The organism is Mycobacterium sp. Root135 (assembly GCF_001426545.1).
Classification (GTDB): Bacteria; Actinomycetota; Actinomycetes; order Mycobacteriales; family Mycobacteriaceae; genus Mycobacterium.
Map to the genome: position 1 here is coordinate 246,499 of NZ_LMEZ01000004.1, position 19,654 is coordinate 266,152.

Below are 19,654 nucleotides of genomic sequence, written 5' to 3' on the forward strand. Positions count from 1 at the left end.
ACAAATGGGAAGTTAATGGTCTACTCCGTTAGCCGGCCGTCTGCCGCTTCCCTCCAACCTCCCCGCAGCCCTCTCATCCACCACCACCGTCACCCGCGGATGCAACTGCAGAACCGACGCCGGGCACTCCGGAGTGACGGGCCCTTGCAACGCCGCCGCCACCGCCGCCGCCTTGTGCTCCCCCGTCGCGATCAACACCAAATGCCGGGCCGAGCTGATCGTGCCCAACCCCTGCGTGATGACGCGGTGCGGCACCTCGTCGATGCTCGCGAAGAACCGCGCGTTGTCCTGGCGCGTCTGCGGCGTCAGCGTCGTCACCCGCGTCCGCGAGTCCAAGGCAGACCCCGGCTCGTTGAACCCGATGTGCCCGTTGGCACCGATGCCCAACAGTTGCACGTCCACCGGCCCCGACTCGACGACCAACGCATCGTATGACGCTGCGGCAGAACACAAGTCCCCGGCATTCCCGTCCGGACCGAACACACCCCCCAGGTCCACGTGGTCGGCGAACTCCGTCCGGATCACCTGCGCGTAGGACTGCGGATGCTCCGCCGGCAGCCCCACGTACTCGTCCAGCAGGAACGCCCGGACCGCCGCGAACGACAACCCATCCTCGCGGTGCCGCCGGATCAGCTCGCGGTACACCGACAGCGGCGACGACCCCGTCGCCAACCCCAAAGTCCGAGCCCCCGACCGCACAGCCCGGTCGAGTACGTCCGCGACCGTGCGCCCGCACGCCGCCTCGTCCCGCTCAACGATGACGTCCACTACCGCCCCAACACCCTTCGCTCGAACACCAAGTCCCACGCCGTGTCCATCGCCGTGGCGATCGCCCCAACCAGGACGGCGTCGTCCCCCAGTTCTCCCCCGACGATGTCGGGCACCAACGGAATCGTCTCGGCCAGTTCGCGGCGCATCGGGTCGGCCAGCAGATCGACGTTGCGGCCGATGCCGCCCGCCAACACGATCAGCCCCGGGTCCAGCACGGCGGTGATCACCGAGACCACCCGCGCCAGCTTGGACGCCTCGTCGGCCACCACGCGTACCGCGCGCTCGTCGCCGGCGCGGGCCGCCTCGAAGACCGCCTTCGCCGTGGACAGGCTGAGCCCCGCCGAGCGGGCCGCCGACACCACCGCGTCACCGGCCGCCACCACCTCCACGGGTCCGGGCCGGTGCGACGTCACTCCCGCCGGAACGCGGCCGTAGGGCAGGTCGGCGATCTCCCCCGCCGCCCCGCGCGCACCGCGGAACAGGTTGCCGCCAACCAGGATTCCCATGCCGATGCCGGTACCCACGGTCAGGCACGCCACCACGTCGACGCCCTGGGCCGCGCCGCGGGCGTGCTCGCCGACCGCACACAGATTCGCGTCGTTCTCCACCAACACCGTCGAGCCGTTGGCACCGAGCAACGCCATCAGCTCCCCGAGCAGTCCGCGCCGCTCCCAGCCGGGCAGGTTCGGCGAGCGGTGCACGGTGCCGGTCTCGGTGTCGGGGATGCCCGGCGTGCCGACGACGGTGACGACGATGTCGTCCCCCGTCAGCCCGGCTTCGGCGACGGCACGGGCGACCGATTCGCCAACGATGCGCACCAGCATGGCACCGGAGCGGCTCCGGTTGGGCTGCTCGACGCGAGACACGACGACACCGTCCAGGTTGGCGACCGCGACGTGCACCACTCGCCGTCCGACGTCGACTCCGACGATGTGACCGGCGTCCGGCGCGGTGCGGTAGACCACCGCGGCGCGGCCGGGACGGTCCAGCCGACGGCCGATCGCCTGCACCAGGCCGTGCTGTTCGAGGTCGAGAAGTGCCTGTCCAACAGTGGGTTTGGACAACCCGGTGTGGCCGGCGATCTCCGGCCGCGTCGCCTCGCCGTGCTCGCGCAGCCGGTCGAGCACCAGCCGCTGGTTGAGTGCGCGCATGCTCGCCGGGGTCCCCGCCTGCGGTGCCGTACGGCCGTCCACCGCCACCTCCCCGTCCTCGTCGACTCCAGAATTTACACACGAACTCTCGCACACTTGCGCCGAGTATGTTAAGAAACTTTACTAACAAACTACAACGAAGGAGGTGCGTGATGAGCTCACCGTCGACCGGAGCCTCGACGCCCCAGCAGCCGGCGCTGGAACGCCAAATCGGCCCGCTGCAGGCCACCGCGATCAACATGACCCAGATGTGCGGCATCGGACCCTTCGTCACCATCCCCGCGATGGTCGCCACCTTCGGCGGGCCGGAGGCCATGTTCGGCTGGATCATCGGCGCGCTCCTCGCCCTCGCCGACGGCCTCATCTGGGCCGAGCTCGGCGCCGCCATGCCCGGCGCCGGCGGCACCTACATCTACCTCCGCGAAGCCTTTCAGTACCGCACCGGCCGGCTCATGCCGTTCCTCTTCGTGTGGAGCGCGGTGCTGTTCATCCCGCTGATCATGTCCACCGGCATCATCGGCCTGGTCCAGTACCTGGGCTACCTGATCCCCGGCGTGAGCGGCGACGGCGGAAACACGCCGCTGGGCAAGCTGATTGGCGTCGGCATCACGCTGCTGATCATGGCGGCGCTGTTCCGGAAGATCGGCCAGATCGGCAAGCTCACCACCGTCCTGTTCGTCGTCATGCTCGTCGCCGTGTTCAGCACGATCATCGCCGCGTACAGCCACTTCAGCGCCGCGCAGGCCTTCGACTTCACCCCCGGCGCCTTCGGGTCCCACGGCACCTTCTGGGCGGGCCTCGGCGCCGGCCTGATCATCGCCGTCTACGACTACCTCGGCTACAACACCACCGCCTACCTCGGCGGTGAGATGCGCGACCCCGGCCGCACCATCCCGAGGTCCATCGTCTTCTCCATCCTCGGCATCATGAGCATCTACTTCCTGCTGCAGATCGGCGTGCTCGGCTCCCTGCCGCTCGAGGAGATCAAGTCGTCCACCTCCGTCGCCTCGTCGGTGCTCGAACAGGCGTGGGGTTCGACTGCGGCGCAGATCATTACCGCGCTGATCGTGATCGCCGCCATCGGCTCGGTGTTCGCCGGCCTACTCGGCGGGTCCCGCGTGCCGTTCGAAGCGGCGCGCGACAAGGTCTTCCTGTCGGTGTTCGCCAAGCTGCACCCGAAGCTGAACCTGCCCACCGCGGGCGTGATCGCCATGGGCGTCATCACCATCATCGGGTCGCTGTTCACCTTGACCACGATCATCAACGCCGCGGTCGCCACGCTGGTGATCATCCAGTCGCTGGCGCAGGTGGCCGCGATTGTGGTGTTGCGCCGCCGCCAGCCCAATCTTCAACGGCACTACCGGCAGTGGCTGTATCCGGTGCCGACGATCGTCGCGTTGGTCGGCTGGGTGTACGTCTACTACTCGGCGACCTGGCTCTCGATCGCGCTGTCGCTGGGCTGGATCGTCATCGGCTGCGTCGCCTTCCTGATCTACGCCAAGGCCGAAACCACCTGGCCCTTCGGCCCCAAGGAGATTCGGGAAACCTTCGTCGACGAAGCCGTCCAGACCTAGGACTCGGCGTCCTCCCGCTCGTCCTTCAACCGGTCCTTGCTGCGGATCAGACGGAGCAGCGTCACCAGCGCCAACCCGCCGAGCACGTTGAGCGGTGCGACGTAGCCGAACCAGGCCAGCCAGTCCAGGTACCCGAACGGCGCCTCACCGGAGATGAGGGCGCCAAAGGTCAACAGCGAGTCCAGGATCGAGTGGAACATCTGGAGGCCGGCCAGGAGGAAGGCGCCGGCGACGGCGGCGGCGATCTTGGCCGGCATCGAGTCGGTGCCGTGCTGCATGCGGGTCATCAGGGTGATGGCCATGCCGCCGAGCACCGCCAGCGCAATGGACTCCGGGCCGATCGGTGCGTCGATGTAGTGGCTCGCCGACTCGACGGTCTGCGCCCGCAGCTTCGGGAAGCCGGTCATGATCAGCCACATCACCAGCCAGCCGCCGACCAGGTTGGACACCAGCGTGCCGCTCCACAGCTTCAGCAGCTGAGCCACGCTGGCCCGCTTGGCGACCACCGTCGTCACCGGCACCAGGAAGCCCTCGGTGAACAGCTCGCTGCGGCCCAGCAGTAGTGCCAGGAACCCGATGGAGAAGGCCAGGCCCGCCAGCAACGGGTTGTGGGTCTGGTTCATCACCGCCAGATAGGCCAGCACGCCGAGGGCCACCTCGGTGCCGCCGAAGAAGCCGGTCGTGAGCACTTCACGCCACGGACGGTGCAGCCGCTGGGTGCCCTCGCTAATCATCCGCTGGAAGGCGTCCTCCAGTTCGTCCTCGATGGGGCTGTCGGAATCACCGAGGTCGCGCCGGTCGGTCTCGGTCACGGGCGTGGCGCGTTTTCACTGGTCATCAGCTCGTCATACCCCCATTGGCGCCTGTTCACCGCCGACCCCGGGGTTTGGCTGGCAAACCCCGGGGTACGTCGGGCCAATGACACTTCGAAACCTTCCACGCCTGCTGAGCGCCGCCGTCGTCTCCGCAGGAGCGATTCTCGCGACCACCACCGCACCCACCGCAACGGCCGAACCCTGCGCCGACGTCGAGCTCGTCTTCGCGCGCGGCACCGGTGAGGCACCCGGCGTGGGCGGCGTCGGCCAGTCCTACGTCGACGCGCTGCGCGCCCAGCTGGGCCCGCGGACCCTCGACGTCTACCCGGTGAACTACGCCGCCAGCGACGACTTCAACAACCGAGAGGCGTTCGCCAGCACCGTGATCGACGGTGTCAGGGACGCCGGCAACCACGTGCAGGCCACCGCGGCCAACTGCCCCGCCACCAAGATCGTCCTCGGCGGATATTCGCAGGGCGCGATCGTCGCCGGCTTCGTCACCGCCAACGAGGTCCCGGCCGGGGTGCCCGCCGCGGTGGCACCGCAGCCCCTGCCTTCCAGCGTCGCCGACCACGTCGCCGCGGTGACGCTGTTCGGCAATCCGTCGCCCCAGTTCCTGCAGCAGTACGACGCGCCCCAGATGACGATCGGGCCCAACTACGCGGGCAAGACCCTTCAGCTCTGCGCGCAGGGCGACACCATCTGCGACGGCACGCCCGGCGGGCAGCCCTCGTTCGCACACATCACCTACGGGTTCAACGGCATGACCAACGAGGCGGCGACGTACGCGGTGGACCGCATCGCACCGGTTCCCGCTCCGGCCGCCTAACGCTGCGGGGGCCGCGGTCCACGCGGCGGCGGCCCCGGCGGGCGGAACCGCGTGGTCGGCGCCTCTCCCGACGGGGGCGGCGGCTGCTGCGGCGGTCGCGGACGCGGCGGCTGCGAACGTGGCGGCTGCTGGCCGCGCGGCGGCTGCGCACGAGCAGGCTTCGGCGCCGGGGGTCGACGCGGCGGCTGCGGCGCCCGGCGCGGTGGCCGCAACCGCATCGCCTGCGTCGCGTCCTCCGTGTAATCCCGTTGCACCAGCACGTTTTGCGATATCCGGTCCAAGGCCTCCCGGACCTGCGTGCGGTCGGGCTGGATGTGCAGCCCGGCGGACTGGGTGAGCCCGTTAGTCAACCACTCCAAGGTCTGCGCGCGCACCAACTCCACCTCGCGAGCCCCGACCGGCGTCAGCCAGAACTGGTCCTGGGTGCGTTCGGCGTAGCCGGTCAGCGCCAACCTGTCGAAGGCCGGTTCGAGGATTTCTCGAGGGACGCGCACGTGTTCGGCGATGTCGCTGAGCTTGGCCTGCCCCGCGGCCTGGCCGAACCGGTACACCTGCAGCAGCGCCCACAGCCTGCTGATGTCGAGCTTGCTGCCGCCCGGCCGCTCCGCGATGGCCCGCAACTGCGCGCCCGAGCCGTGGCGGATCAACCGGCCGACCGCGTTCTCCAGCAGCTGGTCCGGCGAGTCGGTCGTCGGCATCGCGAAGCCCTCGCCCATGTCGGCGGCGATGCTGACGTCGTTGCTGCGCAGCGGAACCTGCTTGAGCATCAACGCCAACACGAACCCCACGACGGCCACCGGGGCGGCGTAGAGGAACACCTGGTCGAGCGCCTCGGCGTAGGCCGACGCGATCGGGGCGGCCATCTCCGGGGACAACGCGTGCAACGCGTCCGGTGACTGCGTCGCCGCGGCCGGTGCACCGCTCTTGGCCACGGCGTCGGCGAGCGGATCCTTCAGGAAGTTGTTGAACAACGACCCGAACACCGCTGCACCGAAGGAGCTGCCGATGGTCCGGAAGAACGTGACACCCGACGTCGCGACGCCCAGGTCGGCGAAGTCGACGGTGTTCTGCACGATCAGGACGAGCACCTGCATGCACATGCCGATGCCCGCGCCGAGGACCACCAGGTACAGCGACTGCACCAGGGTGGAGGTGTCCGGGCCCATCCGCGACAACAGCACGAAGCCGACCGCCATCACCGCGGTGCCGACGACCGGGAAGATCTTGTACTTTCCGGTGCGGCCGACGATCACGCCGCTGCTCATCGACATCGTCAGCAGCCCGAGCACCATCGGCAGGGTGTGCAGCCCCGACGTGGTGGCCGAGACGCCGTCGACGAATTGCATGAACGTGGGCAGGAACGTCAGCGCGCCGAGCATCGCGAACCCGACGACGAACGACAGCGCGCAGCACACCGCGAACACCGGCTCGCGGAACAGCCGCATCGGCAGGATGGGTTCCTTCGCCCGCAGCTCGACGGCGATGAAGGCGGCGATCGCCACCACCGACCCGACGAACAGGCCGATGATCATCAGCGAGCCCCAGGCGTACTCGCTGCCGCCCCAGCTGGTGGCCAGCGTGAGGCCGGTGGCGCCGAGGCCGACCAGCACGATGCCTGCGTAGTCGATGACCGGGCGCGCCTTGCGGCCCAGGTTGGGGATGGCGATGACGGCGACGATCAGCACGACGACGGCCACGGGCACGTTGATCCAGAACGCCCAGCGCCAGCTCAGGTGGTCGGTGAAGAAGCCGCCGAGCAGCGGGCCGATCACCGTCGTCACGCCGAACACGGCGCCGAGCGCGCCCTGGTACTTGCCGCGTTCACGCAGCGGGATGACCTCGCCGATCACCGCGGTGGCGGTGACCATGATGGCGCCGCCGCCGATGCCCTGCAGCGCCCGTGCCGCGACGAGCATCGGCAACGACCCGGCCAAGCCACACAGCACCGACCCGGCCATGAAGAACAGCACTGCCGCGATGAAGACGGGCTTGCGGCCGAACAGGTCGCCGAGCTTGCCGACGATCGCCGTGACCACCGTCGAGGCCAGAAGGTAGCTGGTCACCACCCACGCCTGGTGGCCCGCGCCGCCGAGGTCGGCCACGACGGTCGGCAGCGCCGTCGCCACGATCGTCTGGTCCAGCGCCGCAAGCAGCATGCCGAGCACCACGGCGGTGAAGATCAGGTTGCGCTTGGGACCGGCGACCTCGACGTCAGCGGGTGGGGGTGGACCGGTCATCGTGGCCGTCATGCAGTGGTCCTCGCTCCGGGTGTCAGTTGATGTCGGCGTTAGTTACGCGACCTAACAATGTACCCGCCGAACGCCTGCGGTAATCCCGTCAGTCTGTAGAACCGAACTCCAACGCCGGCTCCGCCGAGTCGACGTGCCCGTTGCTGATGATGGTCAGCTCGTCGGGTCGCACCTGGTACCTGGCGCCGTCGGCCGGGTTCACGGCGTCGAAGCCGCTGCCGGATGGCACCGCGTTGGAGAGCCGCACGTTGGCGCCGTCGCGCAGCCGTTGGCCGTGGTAGTAGTAGCTGCCCGACGACTCCTGGCAGATGACTGCCAGCGACGACGCCGTCCTGATCGCCGCCACCGCCGTCCCCGTGTCGCAGCGGGCGGCCTCGCCGACGAAGCCCTTCGCGTCGACGTTGGACACCCCGGACAGCTTCGCGGTGGTGGTGGTCGGCGTGGCGGTGGACGTCTCGGTCTCCGACGTCGAGCTGGGCGGCGCTGCGAGGGGGGTCCGCGGCTGCGGGTCGGCGCTGCCCCCGGTGAACACGATCGCCGCGGCCAGCCCCGCTGCCAGCCCGAGGGTCGCGACGGTCCCGGCGAGCAGCAGCTTCTGGGTGCGACCGAACCGCGAGCGGGTCACCGGTGCAGGGGTGGCGACGGCGGGGTGCGGCACGTACGCCGGCGGCCGCTCGGCCGCAAACTGCCTGGTGTGGGGTGGTGCGACGGGTGGGGGCGACGCGTGGACCGCGGCGGCCGCCGCCCTGGCCAGCTCGCCCGCCGTGGTGAACCGGTCACCGGGGCTCTTCGCCATGCCCTTGGCGACCACGGCGTCGAACGCGGGGTTGACGCCCGGCCGCACCTCGCTGGGCCGCGGCGGCGGCGCGAACATGTGCGCGCTCATGACCTGGCGGATGTCGGCCGCCTCGAACGGCGCCCGGCCCGTCAGGCACTCGAACAACAGACACGTCAGCGAGTAGACGTCCGACGGCGGTCCGCCGGGTGTGCCGCCGAGCCGCTCGCTGGCCATGTACGCGCACGACCCGATGATCATCCCGGTCCTGGTGACCGTCGCCTCGCCGCCGCCGTTGGCGATGCCGAAGTCCACCAGGTAGGCGAAGTCCTCCGGGGTCAGCAGCACGTTCTCGGGTTTGATGTCGCGGTGCACCAGGCCGTTGGCGTGGGCGGCGTCCAGCGCGGCGGCGACCTGGCTGACGATCGCCACCGTCCGCTGCGGGGGCAGGACACCCTTGACCCGCAGTTCGTCCTTGACGCTGCCGCCCTCGACCAGGCGCATGTCGATGTAGAGGACCCCGTCGATCTCGCCGAAATCGTGCACGGGGATGACGTGGGGTTCCTGCAGTCGGGCCGCGATGCGCGACTCACGCCGGAACCGGTCCCGGTAACTCGGGTCGGTGGCGACGTCGGCCCGCAGGATCTTCAGGGCTACCGTCCGCTCACGCACCGTGTCGTAGGCACGGTAGACCTCACCCATGCCGCCCATGCCGATGAGTTCTTGCAGCTCGTAGGGTCCGAATCGCGTGCTCGGACGCGGTCCAGCACCCGGGGACGCCATAACCGATCCTTCCCTCACTTCGTTTCGGGGCTCACTCCTGGGTGACCTGGCGCGATACCGAAGCCGAAGCAGCACAAGCCAATTGATTCGTGCCCAGGGTACAGGGCCGCACGGCCGCGTGCGTTCTCGCCAGGATCGCCCGGATCGTCGCCGGGGGTATGCCCACCCGGTCTGGAACTCGTTATCACCGGCGATATCACTCATGCAGTGATATCGCCGGTGATAGAGACTTCGCGAGCGGGTCCACGCCCAGAACGGCGACCGTTAGCGGTGGCTGCGGGAGCAGTGGTCCACCGTTGGTCCAGCCCCGCCCCGCTCCGCGCGACGACCTAGTCGTCGTCGGCGTCGGGGATGCCTCCCGGCGGCGGCGTGGCGTACGCCGGATTGGCGGGCGGCACCTCCCCCGGCGTGCCGTCGTCGGAGTTGGTGTCGTCCTGATCGGGCTGCGTCATCGTCGCTCCTTCGTGTGCGGCTAATACACCGACGAGTTACCCACAGTCCGACACCCAAAACGGGCGACGAGCCACCAAACGAAGTGTGCCGACGTTAATCCGTTGGCGTGCAGTCTCTTTGAAGTTTCGACCCGGCAGCAGACCTCAGTACCGGCTAAGCTGGCCTCCACGGTTGAGCCCGCAGCCGACATCCTAGGTCCGCCCGACCGAAAGATCGGCTCCCGTTAGTGCTCACCAACCGCAACGCCTCGTCGCTCGCAGCCCTCGGTTCCGTGACGGAATGCCACGGCGTCCAGCTGCGCGCACAGCTGCGCAGCGTCGCCGTCGTCGTTCAGGTGACGGGCCACCTTGGCGCCGCCAACCGCACCCTGATAACCAACCACGTGAGACGGTTCACCCTGGTCGGTGGCGCGCTGGTGCTGGATCTGCTGGAGGCCGGCGGCGTCGACGACGAGTTCGTGCGTGGCCTGAGTCCCGTCGCCGACCTAACGCTGGTCCTCGACCCGGCGCGGCGGGCATCCCTCACGTCCGACGACATCAGGGTCACCGGTTCGGTGGGCGAGGCGATGCGCATCATCGCCGGGCGGCTCACCGCACGTCGCGCGCTCGTCGGGCTGCCGGTGTAGCCGACGCCAACACCAACAGTCGGTTGCCATTCGACGACGCCCAGGTCACCGGGGCGCACCAGCCGTACGATGAGGCGGTCACGACAAGGGAATGGACGTCTCCATGAGCGCAGTGACCACGGCTTGGAACTCGGCCGAAGCAAAACCGTTGAGCGACTACACGTTGGCTCAACTCGACGGCTGGTGGCGGGCGGCGAATTACCTGTCCGTCGGCCAGATCTACCTGCTGGACAATCCGCTGCTGCGGACCCCGCTGGCCCGCGACGACGTGAAGCCGCGCCTGCTGGGCCACTGGGGCACCACGCCGGGGCTGAACTTCCTCTACGCGCACCTCAACCGGGCCATCAAGGAACGCTCGCAGTCGACGATCTACGTCACCGGTCCCGGCCACGGCGGGCCCGGTCTGGTCGCAAACGCCTACCTCGACGGCACGTATTCCGAGACCTACTCCGACATCACCTCCGACGCGGAGGGTTTGCGGCGGCTGTTCCGCCAGTTCTCCTTCCCCGGCGGCATCCCGTCGCACGTCGCCCCCGAGACGCCCGGCTCCATCCACGAGGGCGGCGAGCTCGGGTACGCGCTGTCGCACGCCTACGGCGCCGCCTTCGACAACCCCGACCTGCTGGTGGCCGCCGTCGTCGGCGACGGCGAGGCGGAGACTGGCCCGTTGGCGACCAGCTGGCACTCCAACAAGTTCGTCAACCGCACGCAGGACGGCGTGGTGCTGCCCATCCTGCACCTCAACGGCTTCAAGATCGCCAATCCGACTGTGTTGGATCGCATTCCGCAAGACGAACTCCGCAGCCTGATGGTCGGGTACGGCCACGAGCCGTACTTCTTCGAGGCCACCGAGGAGACCGACCTCGCCGACGCGCACCGCGACTTCGCCGAGCTACTCGACACGGTGCTCAACCGGATTGCCGAACTCAAGGCACTACCGGACGACCACGACGAGCGCGTCCGCTGGCCGATGATCGTCTTCCGCACCCCCAAGGGCTGGACGGGACCCGCCACCATCGACGGCAAGAAGACCACCGGATCGTGGCGCGCACACCAGTTTCCGCTCGCCAACGCACGTGACACCCCCGAACACCTCAAGGTGCTCGCCGACTGGATGGCGTCCTACCGGGCCGACGAACTCTTCGACGCCGACGGCAGACTCGACCCGACGATCGCCGAACTCGCTCCTGCGGGCCATCTTCGGATGAGCGCCAACCCGCACGCCAACGGCGGACTGCTTCTGAAGGACCTGCGCCTGCCCGACTTCCGCGACTACGCCGTCGACGTGCCGGCACCGGGGGCGACGATCGCCGAGTCCACTCGGGTGCTCGGCAGCTGGCTCACCGACGTGGTGCGGCTCAACCCCGACAACTTCCGCATCTTCGGGCCCGACGAGACGGCGTCCAACCGCCTGCAGGGCGTCTACGACGCCACCGACAAACAGTGGAACGCCGAGTACGTCGACCCCGAGGTCGACGAACACCTCGCCCGCGCCGGCCGCGTCATGGAGATGCTCTCCGAGCACCAGTGCCAGGGTTGGCTGGAGGGCTACCTGCTGACCGGACGCCACGGCCTGTTCAACTGCTACGAGGCGTTCATCCACATCATCGATTCGATGTTCAACCAGCACGCCAAGTGGCTCAAGGTGACCAACCACATTGCGTGGCGCCGCCCGATCGCCAGCCTGAACTACCTTCTGTCCAGCCATGTTTGGCGTCAGGACCACAACGGCTTCAGCCACCAAGACCCCGGCTTCATCGACCACGTGGTCAACAAGCGGGCCGAAGTGGTCCGGGTGTACCTGCCGCCGGACGCCAACACGCTGCTCTCCACCTACGACCACTGCCTTCGCTCACGCCAGTACGTCAACGTCGTCGTGGCAGGCAAGCAGCCCAGCCCGAACTTCCTCACCATGGACGAGGCCGTCGCACACTGCACCCGCGGCCTCGGCATCTGGGAGTGGGCGGGCAGCGAGGTGCTCGGCGAAGAGCCCGACGTGGTCGTCGCGACGTGCGGTGACGTCCCGACCCTCGAAGGTCTGGCCGCGGTGGATCTGCTGCGGAAGAACGTGCCCGACTTGAAGATCCGCGTCGTCAACGTCGTCGACCTGATGCGCCTGCAGGACGAGAAGGAGCATCCGCACGGGTTGTCCGACCGCGAGTTCGACATGCTCTTCACCAGGGACAAGCCGGTGATCTTCGCCTATCACGGCTACCCGTGGCTGATCCACCGCCTGACCTACCGCCGCGCCAACAACGAGAACCTGCACGTGCGCGGCTACAAGGAGGAGGGCACCACCACGACACCGTTCGACATGGTGATGCTCAACGACCTGGACCGCTACCACCTGGTGATCGACGTCATCGACCGCGTGCCGTCGCTGCAGGCCTCGTACGCGACGCTGCGCCAGCAGATGGTCGACAAGCGACTCGAAGCCCGGCAGTACACGCGCACCCACGGCGACGACATCCCCGAGGTGCGCGACTGGGTGTGGCCGGCGGCCCACGGCGCGACGTTCGGCGCCGTGGGCGCCACCGAGTCCACGGGCGGCGACAACGAGTGACCGGTTAGCCGCCTCAACCGGAGAAGACGGGCAAATCGATTCCGTAGGAGGCGTTCTCCTCGACCGTGGCCAGCTTGTAGCCGTATTCCACGCTCTTGGCGACGAATTGGGCGACCTCCTCGGGCGTGGGCGGCTGCAGGTCGGCGGTGACGGGCCTGCCGATCTCCTCGAAGAAGCGGCCCAGCCGCGGTGAGGTGATGATGAGGTCGACGGCCGGCTGGTCGGTCACGTTGCGATGCGCGTGGACGGCGTTGCCCGGCACCCGAATGTAGTCGCCCGCGCTGGCGTCGCGCCACACCATCGTGTCCCCGTCGGCGACCAGGACCTGCTGGCTGCCGGACAGGATCAGGAAGTCCTCGGGGTCTTCGTGGCTGTGCGCAGGCACGACCGAGCCCGGCGGGACGATGCCGCGCAGTACCCAGAAGTCGGCTGACTTGCTGAGGATCTCGACGTAGCCGCCGTAGCAGTCCAGCGTGGGCCCCGGGGCGGTGGTGGCCAGCGCGGCCAGCAGGGCACCCTTCTCACTCTCTGCGAACACGACTCGATCTCCTTCGGTGCGGCGAGGCCACCTGTTGACCTCACCTCGAGGGTGCCCCGCGAAGGTCCGGCTAGCTTGGAGATTGCGTGGAGAGTTCCTGCCGGTGGACCTACCGCATCGCCCGGCCGGCCGACCCCAGCATCTGGGCGGCCTCGACAACCCTTGCAGCCATGGCATTCTCGGCAGGCTTGCCCCACGACCTCGGGTCGTAGGCTTTCTTGTTGCCGTACTCGCCGTCGACCTTGAGCACCTGGTCGTACTTGGAGATCATGTGACCGGCGATGGACCGGGTGAAGGCGTACTGGGTGTCGGTGTCGACGTTCATCTTCACCACGCCGCTAGCCACGGCCGACGCGATGTCCTCAGCGCTCGAACCGGATCCGCCGTGGAAGACCAGGTCGAACGGCTTGGCCGTGCCGGTCTCGGCGCCGATCACCGTCTGGATCTCCTCGAGGATCTCCGGGCGCAGGTGAACCGAATCCGGGTGGTACACGCCGTGTACGTTGCCGAACGTCAACGCCGTCAGATACCGCCCGCGCTCGCCGGTCCCCAGTGCCGCGATGGTGGCCCGCGCGTCGTCGACCGTGGAGTAGAGCTGCTCGTTGATCTCGTGGGAGATGCCGTCCTCCTCGCCACCGATCACCCCGACCTCGATCTCGAGGATGGTGTTCGCCGCCACCGACGCCTCCAGCAATCCCGCTGCGATGCGCAGGTTCTCGTCGAGCGGCACCGCGGATCCGTCCCACATGTGCGATTGGTAGAGCGGGTCGAGGCCGCGGGCGCGGCGTTCCGTCGCGTCGGCGATCAGCGGCCGGACCCAGTCGTCGAGGTTCTCGGCGGGGCAGTGATCGGTGTGCAGGGCGACCGTCACCGAGTAGTGCGATGCGACCTCCTGAGCGTAGAGCGCGAGCGCCTTCGACCCCGCGAAGCGGCTCTGAACCCTGTTGCCGGACAAATAGAGTGCCGTGCCGAGCGACACCTGGATGATGCCGTCGCTCTCCGCCTCCGCGAACCCCTGCAGGGCGGCGTTGAGCGTCTGCGAACTGGTCACGTTGATCGCCGGGTACGCGAACCCGCCCTCCTTGGCTCGGTCCAGCATGGCGACGTAGTGGTCGGGGGTGGCAATCGGCATGGTCGAACGTCCTGTCGGTGGGTGTTGAGCTGAATGGTTAGGTGCAGCCGCACGAGTTGCGGTGATGGAACGTGGTCGGCACGTGAATTCGTTGCGGGGCACCGTCGTGTCCGCGGATGCGGGCCAGAAGCAACTCGGCCGCGGTGGCGCCGATCGTCTCGACGTCTTGGGCCGCGGCGGTAAGCCGTGGCTCGAAGAGGTCCGACCATTCGAAGTCGTCGAAGCAGACGAACGCGACGTCCGCCGGGATCGACAAGCCAAGGCCGCGAATAGCTTTGATGGCCCCGATGGTCATGGAGTTGTTCAGCGACACCAGCGCGGTGGGGCGGTCGTCGCCCGACATCAGCGCTCGTACCTCGCGATCGGCCACGTCGGTGTTGGATGCGCCCTCGAGGACCAGCGCCGGGTCGACGGCGACGCCACGATCGGCGAGCGCCGCCGAGTAACCGTCGAACCGCTCGGTGGTCGAGGAGATGCCGGCCAGCCCGCGGAGCACCCCGATCCGGCGATGGCCAAGGTCGAGCAGATGCGCCGTCAGCGATCGAGACGACGCGAAGTTCTCCGGGACGACCTGGTCACTCTCGACGTCGACGCCACGGTCGATCAGCACCAGAGGTGTTCCCGTCCTGGCGATTTCGGGAAGGGTGCCGCGTTCAGAGCCGGCCGAAGGCGCCACGATCATCCCGTCCACCTGGCGGTCAAGGAGCGAATCGATGACGCGCTTCTCCGACACCACCTCGTCGTGGGAGTCCCCCACGATCAGCACGTACCCGGCGTTCGACAGGGCCCGCTCCACGGCGTGCACCAGGCTCCCGAAGTACGGATTCGTCAACGCCGAGATCGACAGCCCGACCGTGTGCGTGCGCCCGGCGGCGAGCGATCGCGCGACGACGTTGCGCCGGTAGCCGGTCTTCACGATGGCCGCCTCGACGCGGACCCGCGTGGCGGTGTCGACCTTGCGCGTGCCGTTGAGCACGTGCGAGACGGTGGACGCGGAGACACCCGCAAGGCGGGCGACGTCGCCCATCGTGGTCACCGGAGACGCACGATCCGATCGGCTCGACCGGCAGTCGACTCGATCAATTGAGCGTTGCGCTCGTCGGGGCCCAGGGCCCAGTACGCCGCGTCCTGCGGTGACTTTCCGTACGCCTCGTGGCGCCGCAGCAGCCGTTGGTGCCGAATGTCGGTGTCGGGGGCCAAGAACCACACCTCGTCGATGCACGACCGGGCCGCCGGCCACGCGTCGGACTCCAGGAGCAGATAGTTGCCCTCGGTGACCACGAGCGGCACCGTCGGCGGAACGGGGATGGACGAGCCGATCGACTCCTCGATCTCCCGGCGGAACCGCGGCGCGTACTCGACCGGGCCGTCGACGCGTTGCGCCCGCAGCGCCGCGATCAGCCGGGCGTACCCGCCGTCGTCGAACGTGTCGTTGGCACCCTTGCGGTCCCGGCGCCCCAGGTCGAGCAGCACCTCGTTGGCCAGATGAAAGCCGTCCATCGGCACCAGCACGGCGACGTCGGGGCCGAGCGCGGTGACGAGTTGCTCGGCGACGGTGGACTTTCCGGCTCCCGGTGCGCCGGTGAGACCGAGGATGCGGCGCTCGCCGTCGACGACGAGCGCCCTGGCCCAGGTGACCAACTGGTCGAGGGTGGCGTCCTGCACGTCGTGGTCGATGCTCACCGTTCTCACTTCCGAATCTGTTCACTGGAAAATTCACTCAGCCAGGCCCGCGGCCCGACCATCGAACACCGTAGTGCCGCCACGTGAGCGGAGCGTTCGATGCGCTCGGCGACACTGCCGTCGCCCCGCGTCGCGAAGTACGAATACGCACCGTGGAAGGCATCCCCGGCCCCGAGTGTGTCGACCACCACTACCGGTTCCGCGGGCACGGAGCCGGACTCGCCGTCCGACCACCACTGAACGGGGTCACCGCCGTGGGTGACGACGACGGTCCGCACCCCGGCAGCCACCAGCGTCGCCGCGGTGGCCTCCGACGTCTCGTCGCCCGGCGTGTGGAAGTCGTTGGAGCACACCATGTCCGTCGCATACTCGACGAGGTCGCCCATCACCGGCTTCCACCGGCCGGCGTCCACGACGAGCGTGGTCGACCGGTCCCGCGAATGCCGGGCGGCGGCCCGCGCCATCAGGGGATGGTGCCCGTCGACCAGCACCACGTCGGCGCCTGCCACCAGGGCGTCGAGCTCCCCCGGTGGCACCGCGTCGGAGTTCACCGCGTCCAGCGAGACGACTGACCGGTCGCCCGTCGACTCGACCACCGACACGGCCGACACCGGCACCGCCCGGGTGGTACCCGCCGCCGCGTCGACCACGGTCACGCCGTACGCAAGGAGGTCGGCTCGGATCAGGTCGGCGACCGGATCGTCACCGAGCGCGGTCACCAGGGTCGCGTCGCCGCCGAGTGCCGCGAAGGTGACGGCCGCGTTCGCGGCCGGTCCCCCTGCGGAGACGAACTGCTCACTCGAGGTGATCTTCTGGTTCGCCCCAGGCGCTTTCGCGATGCGGTGGATCACGTCGAGCGTCGCCAACCCGACGAAGACCCCGACCGCGGCCCTCTCAGAGCCCGGCGCGTTCCTCATCGGTCGGCTCCTCCGCACCCGTCATGAGCGCCACCACCTCGGACATCGACCGCGACTTCGGGTCGACGACGCCGGCGCGCTGCCCGAGCCGGTGGATGTGGATGCGGTCGGCCACCTCGAACACGTGCGGCATGTCGTGACTGATGAGCACCACGGGGATGCCGCGGTCGCGGATCGACCGGATCAGGTCGATGACCTGTCCCGACTCCCGAACGCCGAGGGCTGCCGTCGGCTCGTCCATGATGATCACGCCCTTGCCGAACGCGGCGGCCCGCGCCACCGCGACACCCTGACGCTGCCCACCGGACAACGTCTCGACGGCCTGGTTCACGGACTTGATGCCGATCTTCAGGTCGGCGAGGTGCTGGGAGGCCTCCTCGCGCATTCTCGGCATGTCGAGTCTGCGGAAGAGGCTGCCCGCGAGACCCTTTCGGCGCACCTCACGTCCGAGGTATAGGTTCGACGCGATGTCGAGGGCCTGCACGACCGCGAGGTCTTGATACACCGTCTCGATGCCGGCCGCCCTGGCGTCGCGGGTGTTCTTGAACGACACGGGCGAGCCGTTCATCAGCATCTCACCGGAGTCAGGAACCACCGCGCCCGCCAATGCCTTGATGAGGCTGGTCTTTCCGGCACCGTTGTCGCCGATGACCGCGAGCACCTCGCCCGCGCGCAGTTCGAAGTCGGCCCCGTTGATCGCCGTGACGTTGCCGTACTTCTTGACGAGTCCGCGGGCTTCCAGAACCGGTGCGCCAGTCACTGTGACCTCCTGCGAGCGAATTGGTCGACGGCGACCGCGACGATGACGAGGACGCCGGTCGCGATGTTTTGGTACAGATTGTCGACGCCTGCCTGGGTGAGGCCGTTGCGCAGGACGCCGACGATCAACGTGCCGACCAACGTCCCGCCGACACCGCCACGGCCACCGAACAGGCTGGTGCCGCCGATGACCACCGCGGTGATCGACTCGAGGTTGGCGTTCTGGTACGCGTTCGGGTCGGCGTTCGGGATCCGACCGAGCGCGGCCCACGCGGCGATGGCCGCGATCACCCCCGTCGTGATGTACACGGAGAACAGCACCCGCTGGGACTTGATGCCCGACAGGTTCGACGCCTGCGGGTTGCCACCCACGGCGTAAACGTGCTTACCCCAAGCGGTTTGGGACAGCGCGTACCACATCACCAGGTAGACCAGGAGCATCGCGACCACGCCGTAGGTGGTCGAGAACGACCCGACGCGGAAGGACGTGCCGAGGAAGGTGAGCAGGCCCGGCTCCACGCGGTAGGTCTCCGAACCCGCGAGCAGCCGGGTGGCCGCCTGGATCGCGGTGAACGTGCCGAGGGTGACGATGAACGGCGGCAGTCGCAGTGCCGTGACGAGTCCACCGTTGATCGCACCGAACACCACGCACACCAGCAGCGTCGACCCCAGGGCCATGAAAGGCCCGTTCGCGCCGGCGGTTTGGGCCATCACGATGGTGCCGAAGACGGCCACCGCACCGATCGAGAGGTCGATGCCTGAGGTGAGGATGATCAGCGTCTGGCCGACGGCGAGGATGCCGACGACGACCGACTGCTGCAGGATCAGCGACACGTTCTGCGGGTTGAGGAACGAGTTGGAGACCGAGCTGAAGATGATGATCGCGATGAACAGCGCCACCAGCGGGCCGAGCAACGGTTCACGCAGGAGGTTGCCCGCGTTGAACCGGCTCGAGACCGATGGCGATGCCGTCGCAGGAGCGTCGGTGGTCATGCGCCCGCTTTGCCCCAGCAGTTCTGCTCGCCCCAGGCGGTGTCCTTGGACTCGAGGCCGGCGACGGGCTTGTCGGTGATGAGCTGCGAACCGGTGTCGTTGAATCCGCTGGGCTTGGTGCCGTCCTTGGCGAACTTGACCACGGCCTGCACGCCCAGTTCGGCCATCTTGGCCGGGAACTGCATGACGGTCGCGCCGATCTTTCCGGCCTTCACGTCGGCGACGCCGGTGCAGCTGCCGTCGATGGAGCCGATGGTGATCTGGTTGGCGCGGTTCGCGGCCTGAATCGCCTGGTACGCACCGGCGGCCGCCGGCTCGTTGATCGTGTACAGCGCGTTGATGCCCGGCGCGCGCTGGAGGATGTTCTCCATCGCGGTCTGAGCCTTGGTCTGGTCGCCGTTGGTGTTCTCCTGGCCGACGATCTCCGGTGAGCCGTTGGCGATGCCGAAGCCCTCGAGGAAGCCGTCGTGACGGAAGGTGTCGACGGTGCCGCCGGGGGTTCCGTCCAGCATGACGACCTGCGGCGCCGCGGTGCCGAGCGCGGCCTTGACCCACTTGCCCTGGCTGACGCCGGCGGCCTTGTTGTCGGTGGCGTACGTCGCGTCGACCGCGTCCTCGGGATCGGTCGCGGTGTCGAGCGCGATGACGACCACGCCGGCGTCGCGCGCCTTCTTGATGGCGTCGAGCACGCCGGTCGAGGAGTTCGGAGTGATCAGGATGCCCTTGACGCCCTGGCCGACCATGTTCTCGATGGCCGCGACCTGGCCTTCGTTGTCGCCGTCGAACGCTCCTGCGAGCGCGATCAGCTTGGCGCCGTCCTTGTCGGCCTGGGCCTGGGCGGCCTCACGCAACTTGACGAAGTACGGGTTGGAGTCGGTCTTGGTGATCAAGCCGACCTTGACCTCGTCGGAGCTGGATCCGCCGCACCCGGAGAGGCCGAGGACCAGCGTGCCTGCCATCAGAACCGCTCCGACGACGTGCGAGGGCCTTGCGAACATGTGGACTCCCTTGTCCTCTATGCGACGCTGGTCGTCGCGCGATGTT

General features: G+C 68.5%; 18 protein-coding genes. 4 read left to right on the forward strand and 14 right to left on the reverse strand.

Translation table 11 applies throughout. The annotated features are described in order from the left end of the window. Window positions 1-12: 12 nt before the first annotated feature. Both ASD37_RS08865 and ASD37_RS08870 read right to left on the reverse strand, forming a co-directional pair. A complete protein-coding gene (locus tag ASD37_RS08865) occupies window positions 13-768 on the reverse strand; it encodes a glucosamine-6-phosphate deaminase (protein WP_056550608.1) in 756 nt (251 codons plus the stop codon). Continuing rightward, window positions 768-1,970 (reverse strand): ROK family protein, encoded by a 1,203-nt coding sequence (locus tag ASD37_RS08870; RefSeq protein WP_200959806.1) that lies wholly within the window; start codon window positions 1,968-1,970, stop codon window positions 768-770. The genes ASD37_RS08865 and ASD37_RS08870 overlap by 1 nt, the downstream gene beginning before the upstream one ends. A gap of 104 nt (window positions 1,971-2,074) precedes the next feature. Here ASD37_RS08870 and ASD37_RS08875 point away from each other — a divergent pair, with 104 nt between their 5' ends. After that, window positions 2,075-3,496 (forward strand): APC family permease, encoded by a 1,422-nt coding sequence (locus tag ASD37_RS08875; protein ID WP_056550609.1) that lies wholly within the window; start codon window positions 2,075-2,077, stop codon window positions 3,494-3,496. Here ASD37_RS08875 and ASD37_RS08880 read toward each other — a convergent pair. Further along, window positions 3,493-4,308, reverse strand: coding sequence for a formate/nitrite transporter family protein (locus ASD37_RS08880; protein WP_056550610.1), 816 nt, complete (start codon window positions 4,306-4,308; stop codon window positions 3,493-3,495). The genes ASD37_RS08875 and ASD37_RS08880 overlap by 4 nt on opposite strands. A gap of 106 nt (window positions 4,309-4,414) precedes the next feature. Here ASD37_RS08880 and ASD37_RS08885 point away from each other — a divergent pair, with 106 nt between their 5' ends. Then, the gene (locus ASD37_RS08885) at window positions 4,415-5,140 is read left to right on the forward strand and encodes a cutinase family protein (RefSeq protein WP_056550611.1); all 726 of its coding nucleotides are present in this window, start codon (window positions 4,415-4,417) and stop codon (window positions 5,138-5,140) included. On the opposite strand, the gene ASD37_RS08890 is transcribed toward ASD37_RS08885, so the two are convergent. The 3 genes from ASD37_RS08890 to ASD37_RS32510 form a co-directional block, all read right to left on the reverse strand. After that, the gene (locus ASD37_RS08890; protein ID WP_056550612.1) at window positions 5,137-7,389 is read right to left on the reverse strand and encodes an MDR family MFS transporter; all 2,253 of its coding nucleotides are present in this window, start codon (window positions 7,387-7,389) and stop codon (window positions 5,137-5,139) included. The two genes, ASD37_RS08885 and ASD37_RS08890, sit on opposite strands and share 4 nt — an antisense overlap. Window positions 7,390-7,477: 88 nt before the next feature. Beyond that, a complete protein-coding gene (locus tag ASD37_RS08895; RefSeq protein ID WP_056550613.1) occupies window positions 7,478-8,947 on the reverse strand; it encodes a serine/threonine-protein kinase in 1,470 nt (489 codons plus the stop codon). A 329-nt stretch (window positions 8,948-9,276) separates the two neighbouring features. After that, window positions 9,277-9,399, reverse strand: coding sequence for a hypothetical protein (locus tag ASD37_RS32510; RefSeq protein ID WP_255354828.1), 123 nt, complete (start codon window positions 9,397-9,399; stop codon window positions 9,277-9,279). A gap of 227 nt (window positions 9,400-9,626) precedes the next feature. Between ASD37_RS32510 and ASD37_RS08900 the strand changes: the two genes are divergently transcribed. Both ASD37_RS08900 and ASD37_RS08905 read left to right on the forward strand, forming a co-directional pair. After that, a complete protein-coding gene (locus ASD37_RS08900) occupies window positions 9,627-10,025 on the forward strand; it encodes a hypothetical protein (RefSeq protein ID WP_056550614.1) in 399 nt (132 codons plus the stop codon). 103 nt (window positions 10,026-10,128) lie between these two features. Further along, window positions 10,129-12,588: a phosphoketolase gene (locus tag ASD37_RS08905; RefSeq protein ID WP_200959808.1), complete on the forward strand. Its 2,460-nt coding sequence runs from the start codon at window positions 10,129-10,131 to the stop codon at window positions 12,586-12,588. A gap of 13 nt (window positions 12,589-12,601) precedes the next feature. On the opposite strand, the gene ASD37_RS08910 is transcribed toward ASD37_RS08905, so the two are convergent. The 8 genes from ASD37_RS08910 to ASD37_RS08945 all read right to left on the reverse strand — a co-directional run bounded on the left by ASD37_RS08910 (window position 12,602) and on the right by ASD37_RS08945 (window position 19,608). Beyond that, complete coding sequence (locus tag ASD37_RS08910) at window positions 12,602-13,126, reverse strand: cupin domain-containing protein (protein WP_235568031.1); 525 nt, start codon at window positions 13,124-13,126, stop codon at window positions 12,602-12,604. A gap of 109 nt (window positions 13,127-13,235) precedes the next feature. Next, window positions 13,236-14,258 carry a class II fructose-bisphosphate aldolase gene (gene fbaA, locus ASD37_RS08915; protein ID WP_056550615.1) on the reverse strand — a complete coding sequence of 341 codons (1,023 nt, stop codon included), beginning with the start codon at window positions 14,256-14,258 and terminating at the stop codon, window positions 13,236-13,238. Between the two features lie 37 nt (window positions 14,259-14,295). Further along, window positions 14,296-15,285 carry a LacI family DNA-binding transcriptional regulator gene (locus ASD37_RS08920; RefSeq protein WP_235568064.1) on the reverse strand — a complete coding sequence of 330 codons (990 nt, stop codon included), beginning with the start codon at window positions 15,283-15,285 and terminating at the stop codon, window positions 14,296-14,298. A 5-nt stretch (window positions 15,286-15,290) separates the two neighbouring features. Beyond that, window positions 15,291-15,941: a nucleoside/nucleotide kinase family protein gene (locus tag ASD37_RS08925; protein WP_056551010.1), complete on the reverse strand. Its 651-nt coding sequence runs from the start codon at window positions 15,939-15,941 to the stop codon at window positions 15,291-15,293. 5 nt (window positions 15,942-15,946) lie between these two features. Next, window positions 15,947-16,858, reverse strand: a complete 912-nt coding sequence (locus ASD37_RS08930) for a PfkB family carbohydrate kinase (RefSeq protein WP_056550617.1) — start codon at window positions 16,856-16,858, stop codon at window positions 15,947-15,949. Continuing rightward, window positions 16,836-17,618: an ATP-binding cassette domain-containing protein gene (locus tag ASD37_RS08935; protein ID WP_056550618.1), complete on the reverse strand. Its 783-nt coding sequence runs from the start codon at window positions 17,616-17,618 to the stop codon at window positions 16,836-16,838. The genes ASD37_RS08930 and ASD37_RS08935 overlap by 23 nt, the downstream gene beginning before the upstream one ends. Further along, window positions 17,615-18,610 (reverse strand): ABC transporter permease, encoded by a 996-nt coding sequence (locus ASD37_RS08940; RefSeq protein ID WP_056550619.1) that lies wholly within the window; start codon window positions 18,608-18,610, stop codon window positions 17,615-17,617. The genes ASD37_RS08935 and ASD37_RS08940 overlap by 4 nt, the downstream gene beginning before the upstream one ends. Continuing rightward, the gene (locus ASD37_RS08945; protein ID WP_056550620.1) at window positions 18,607-19,608 is read right to left on the reverse strand and encodes a substrate-binding domain-containing protein; all 1,002 of its coding nucleotides are present in this window, start codon (window positions 19,606-19,608) and stop codon (window positions 18,607-18,609) included. The genes ASD37_RS08940 and ASD37_RS08945 overlap by 4 nt, the downstream gene beginning before the upstream one ends. Window positions 19,609-19,654: the final 46 nt, after the last annotated feature.

Bases quoted from the DNA above. Each gene is read 5' to 3' on its own strand.
- ASD37_RS08875 (WP_056550609.1), top strand. From the start codon at position 2,075: ATGAGCTCACCGTCGACCGGAGCCTCGACGCCCCAGCAGCCGGCGCTG.
- ASD37_RS08885 (WP_056550611.1), top strand. From the start codon at position 4,415: ATGACACTTCGAAACCTTCCACGCCTGCTGAGCGCCGCCGTCGTCTCC.
- ASD37_RS08890 (WP_056550612.1), bottom strand. From the start codon at position 7,389: ATGACGGCCACGATGACCGGTCCACCCCCACCCGCTGACGTCGAGGTC.
- ASD37_RS08895 (WP_056550613.1), bottom strand. From the start codon at position 8,947: ATGGCGTCCCCGGGTGCTGGACCGCGTCCGAGCACGCGATTCGGACCC.
- ASD37_RS32510 (WP_255354828.1), bottom strand. From the start codon at position 9,399: ATGACGCAGCCCGATCAGGACGACACCAACTCCGACGACGGCACGCCG.
- ASD37_RS08905 (WP_200959808.1), top strand. From the start codon at position 10,129: ATGAGCGCAGTGACCACGGCTTGGAACTCGGCCGAAGCAAAACCGTTG.
- fbaA (WP_056550615.1), bottom strand. From the start codon at position 14,258: ATGCCGATTGCCACCCCCGACCACTACGTCGCCATGCTGGACCGAGCC.
- ASD37_RS08920 (WP_235568064.1), bottom strand. From the start codon at position 15,285: ATGGGCGACGTCGCCCGCCTTGCGGGTGTCTCCGCGTCCACCGTCTCG.
- ASD37_RS08930 (WP_056550617.1), bottom strand. From the start codon at position 16,858: ATGAGGAACGCGCCGGGCTCTGAGAGGGCCGCGGTCGGGGTCTTCGTC.
- ASD37_RS08940 (WP_056550619.1), bottom strand. From the start codon at position 18,610: ATGACCACCGACGCTCCTGCGACGGCATCGCCATCGGTCTCGAGCCGG.
- ASD37_RS08945 (WP_056550620.1), bottom strand. From the start codon at position 19,608: ATGTTCGCAAGGCCCTCGCACGTCGTCGGAGCGGTTCTGATGGCAGGC.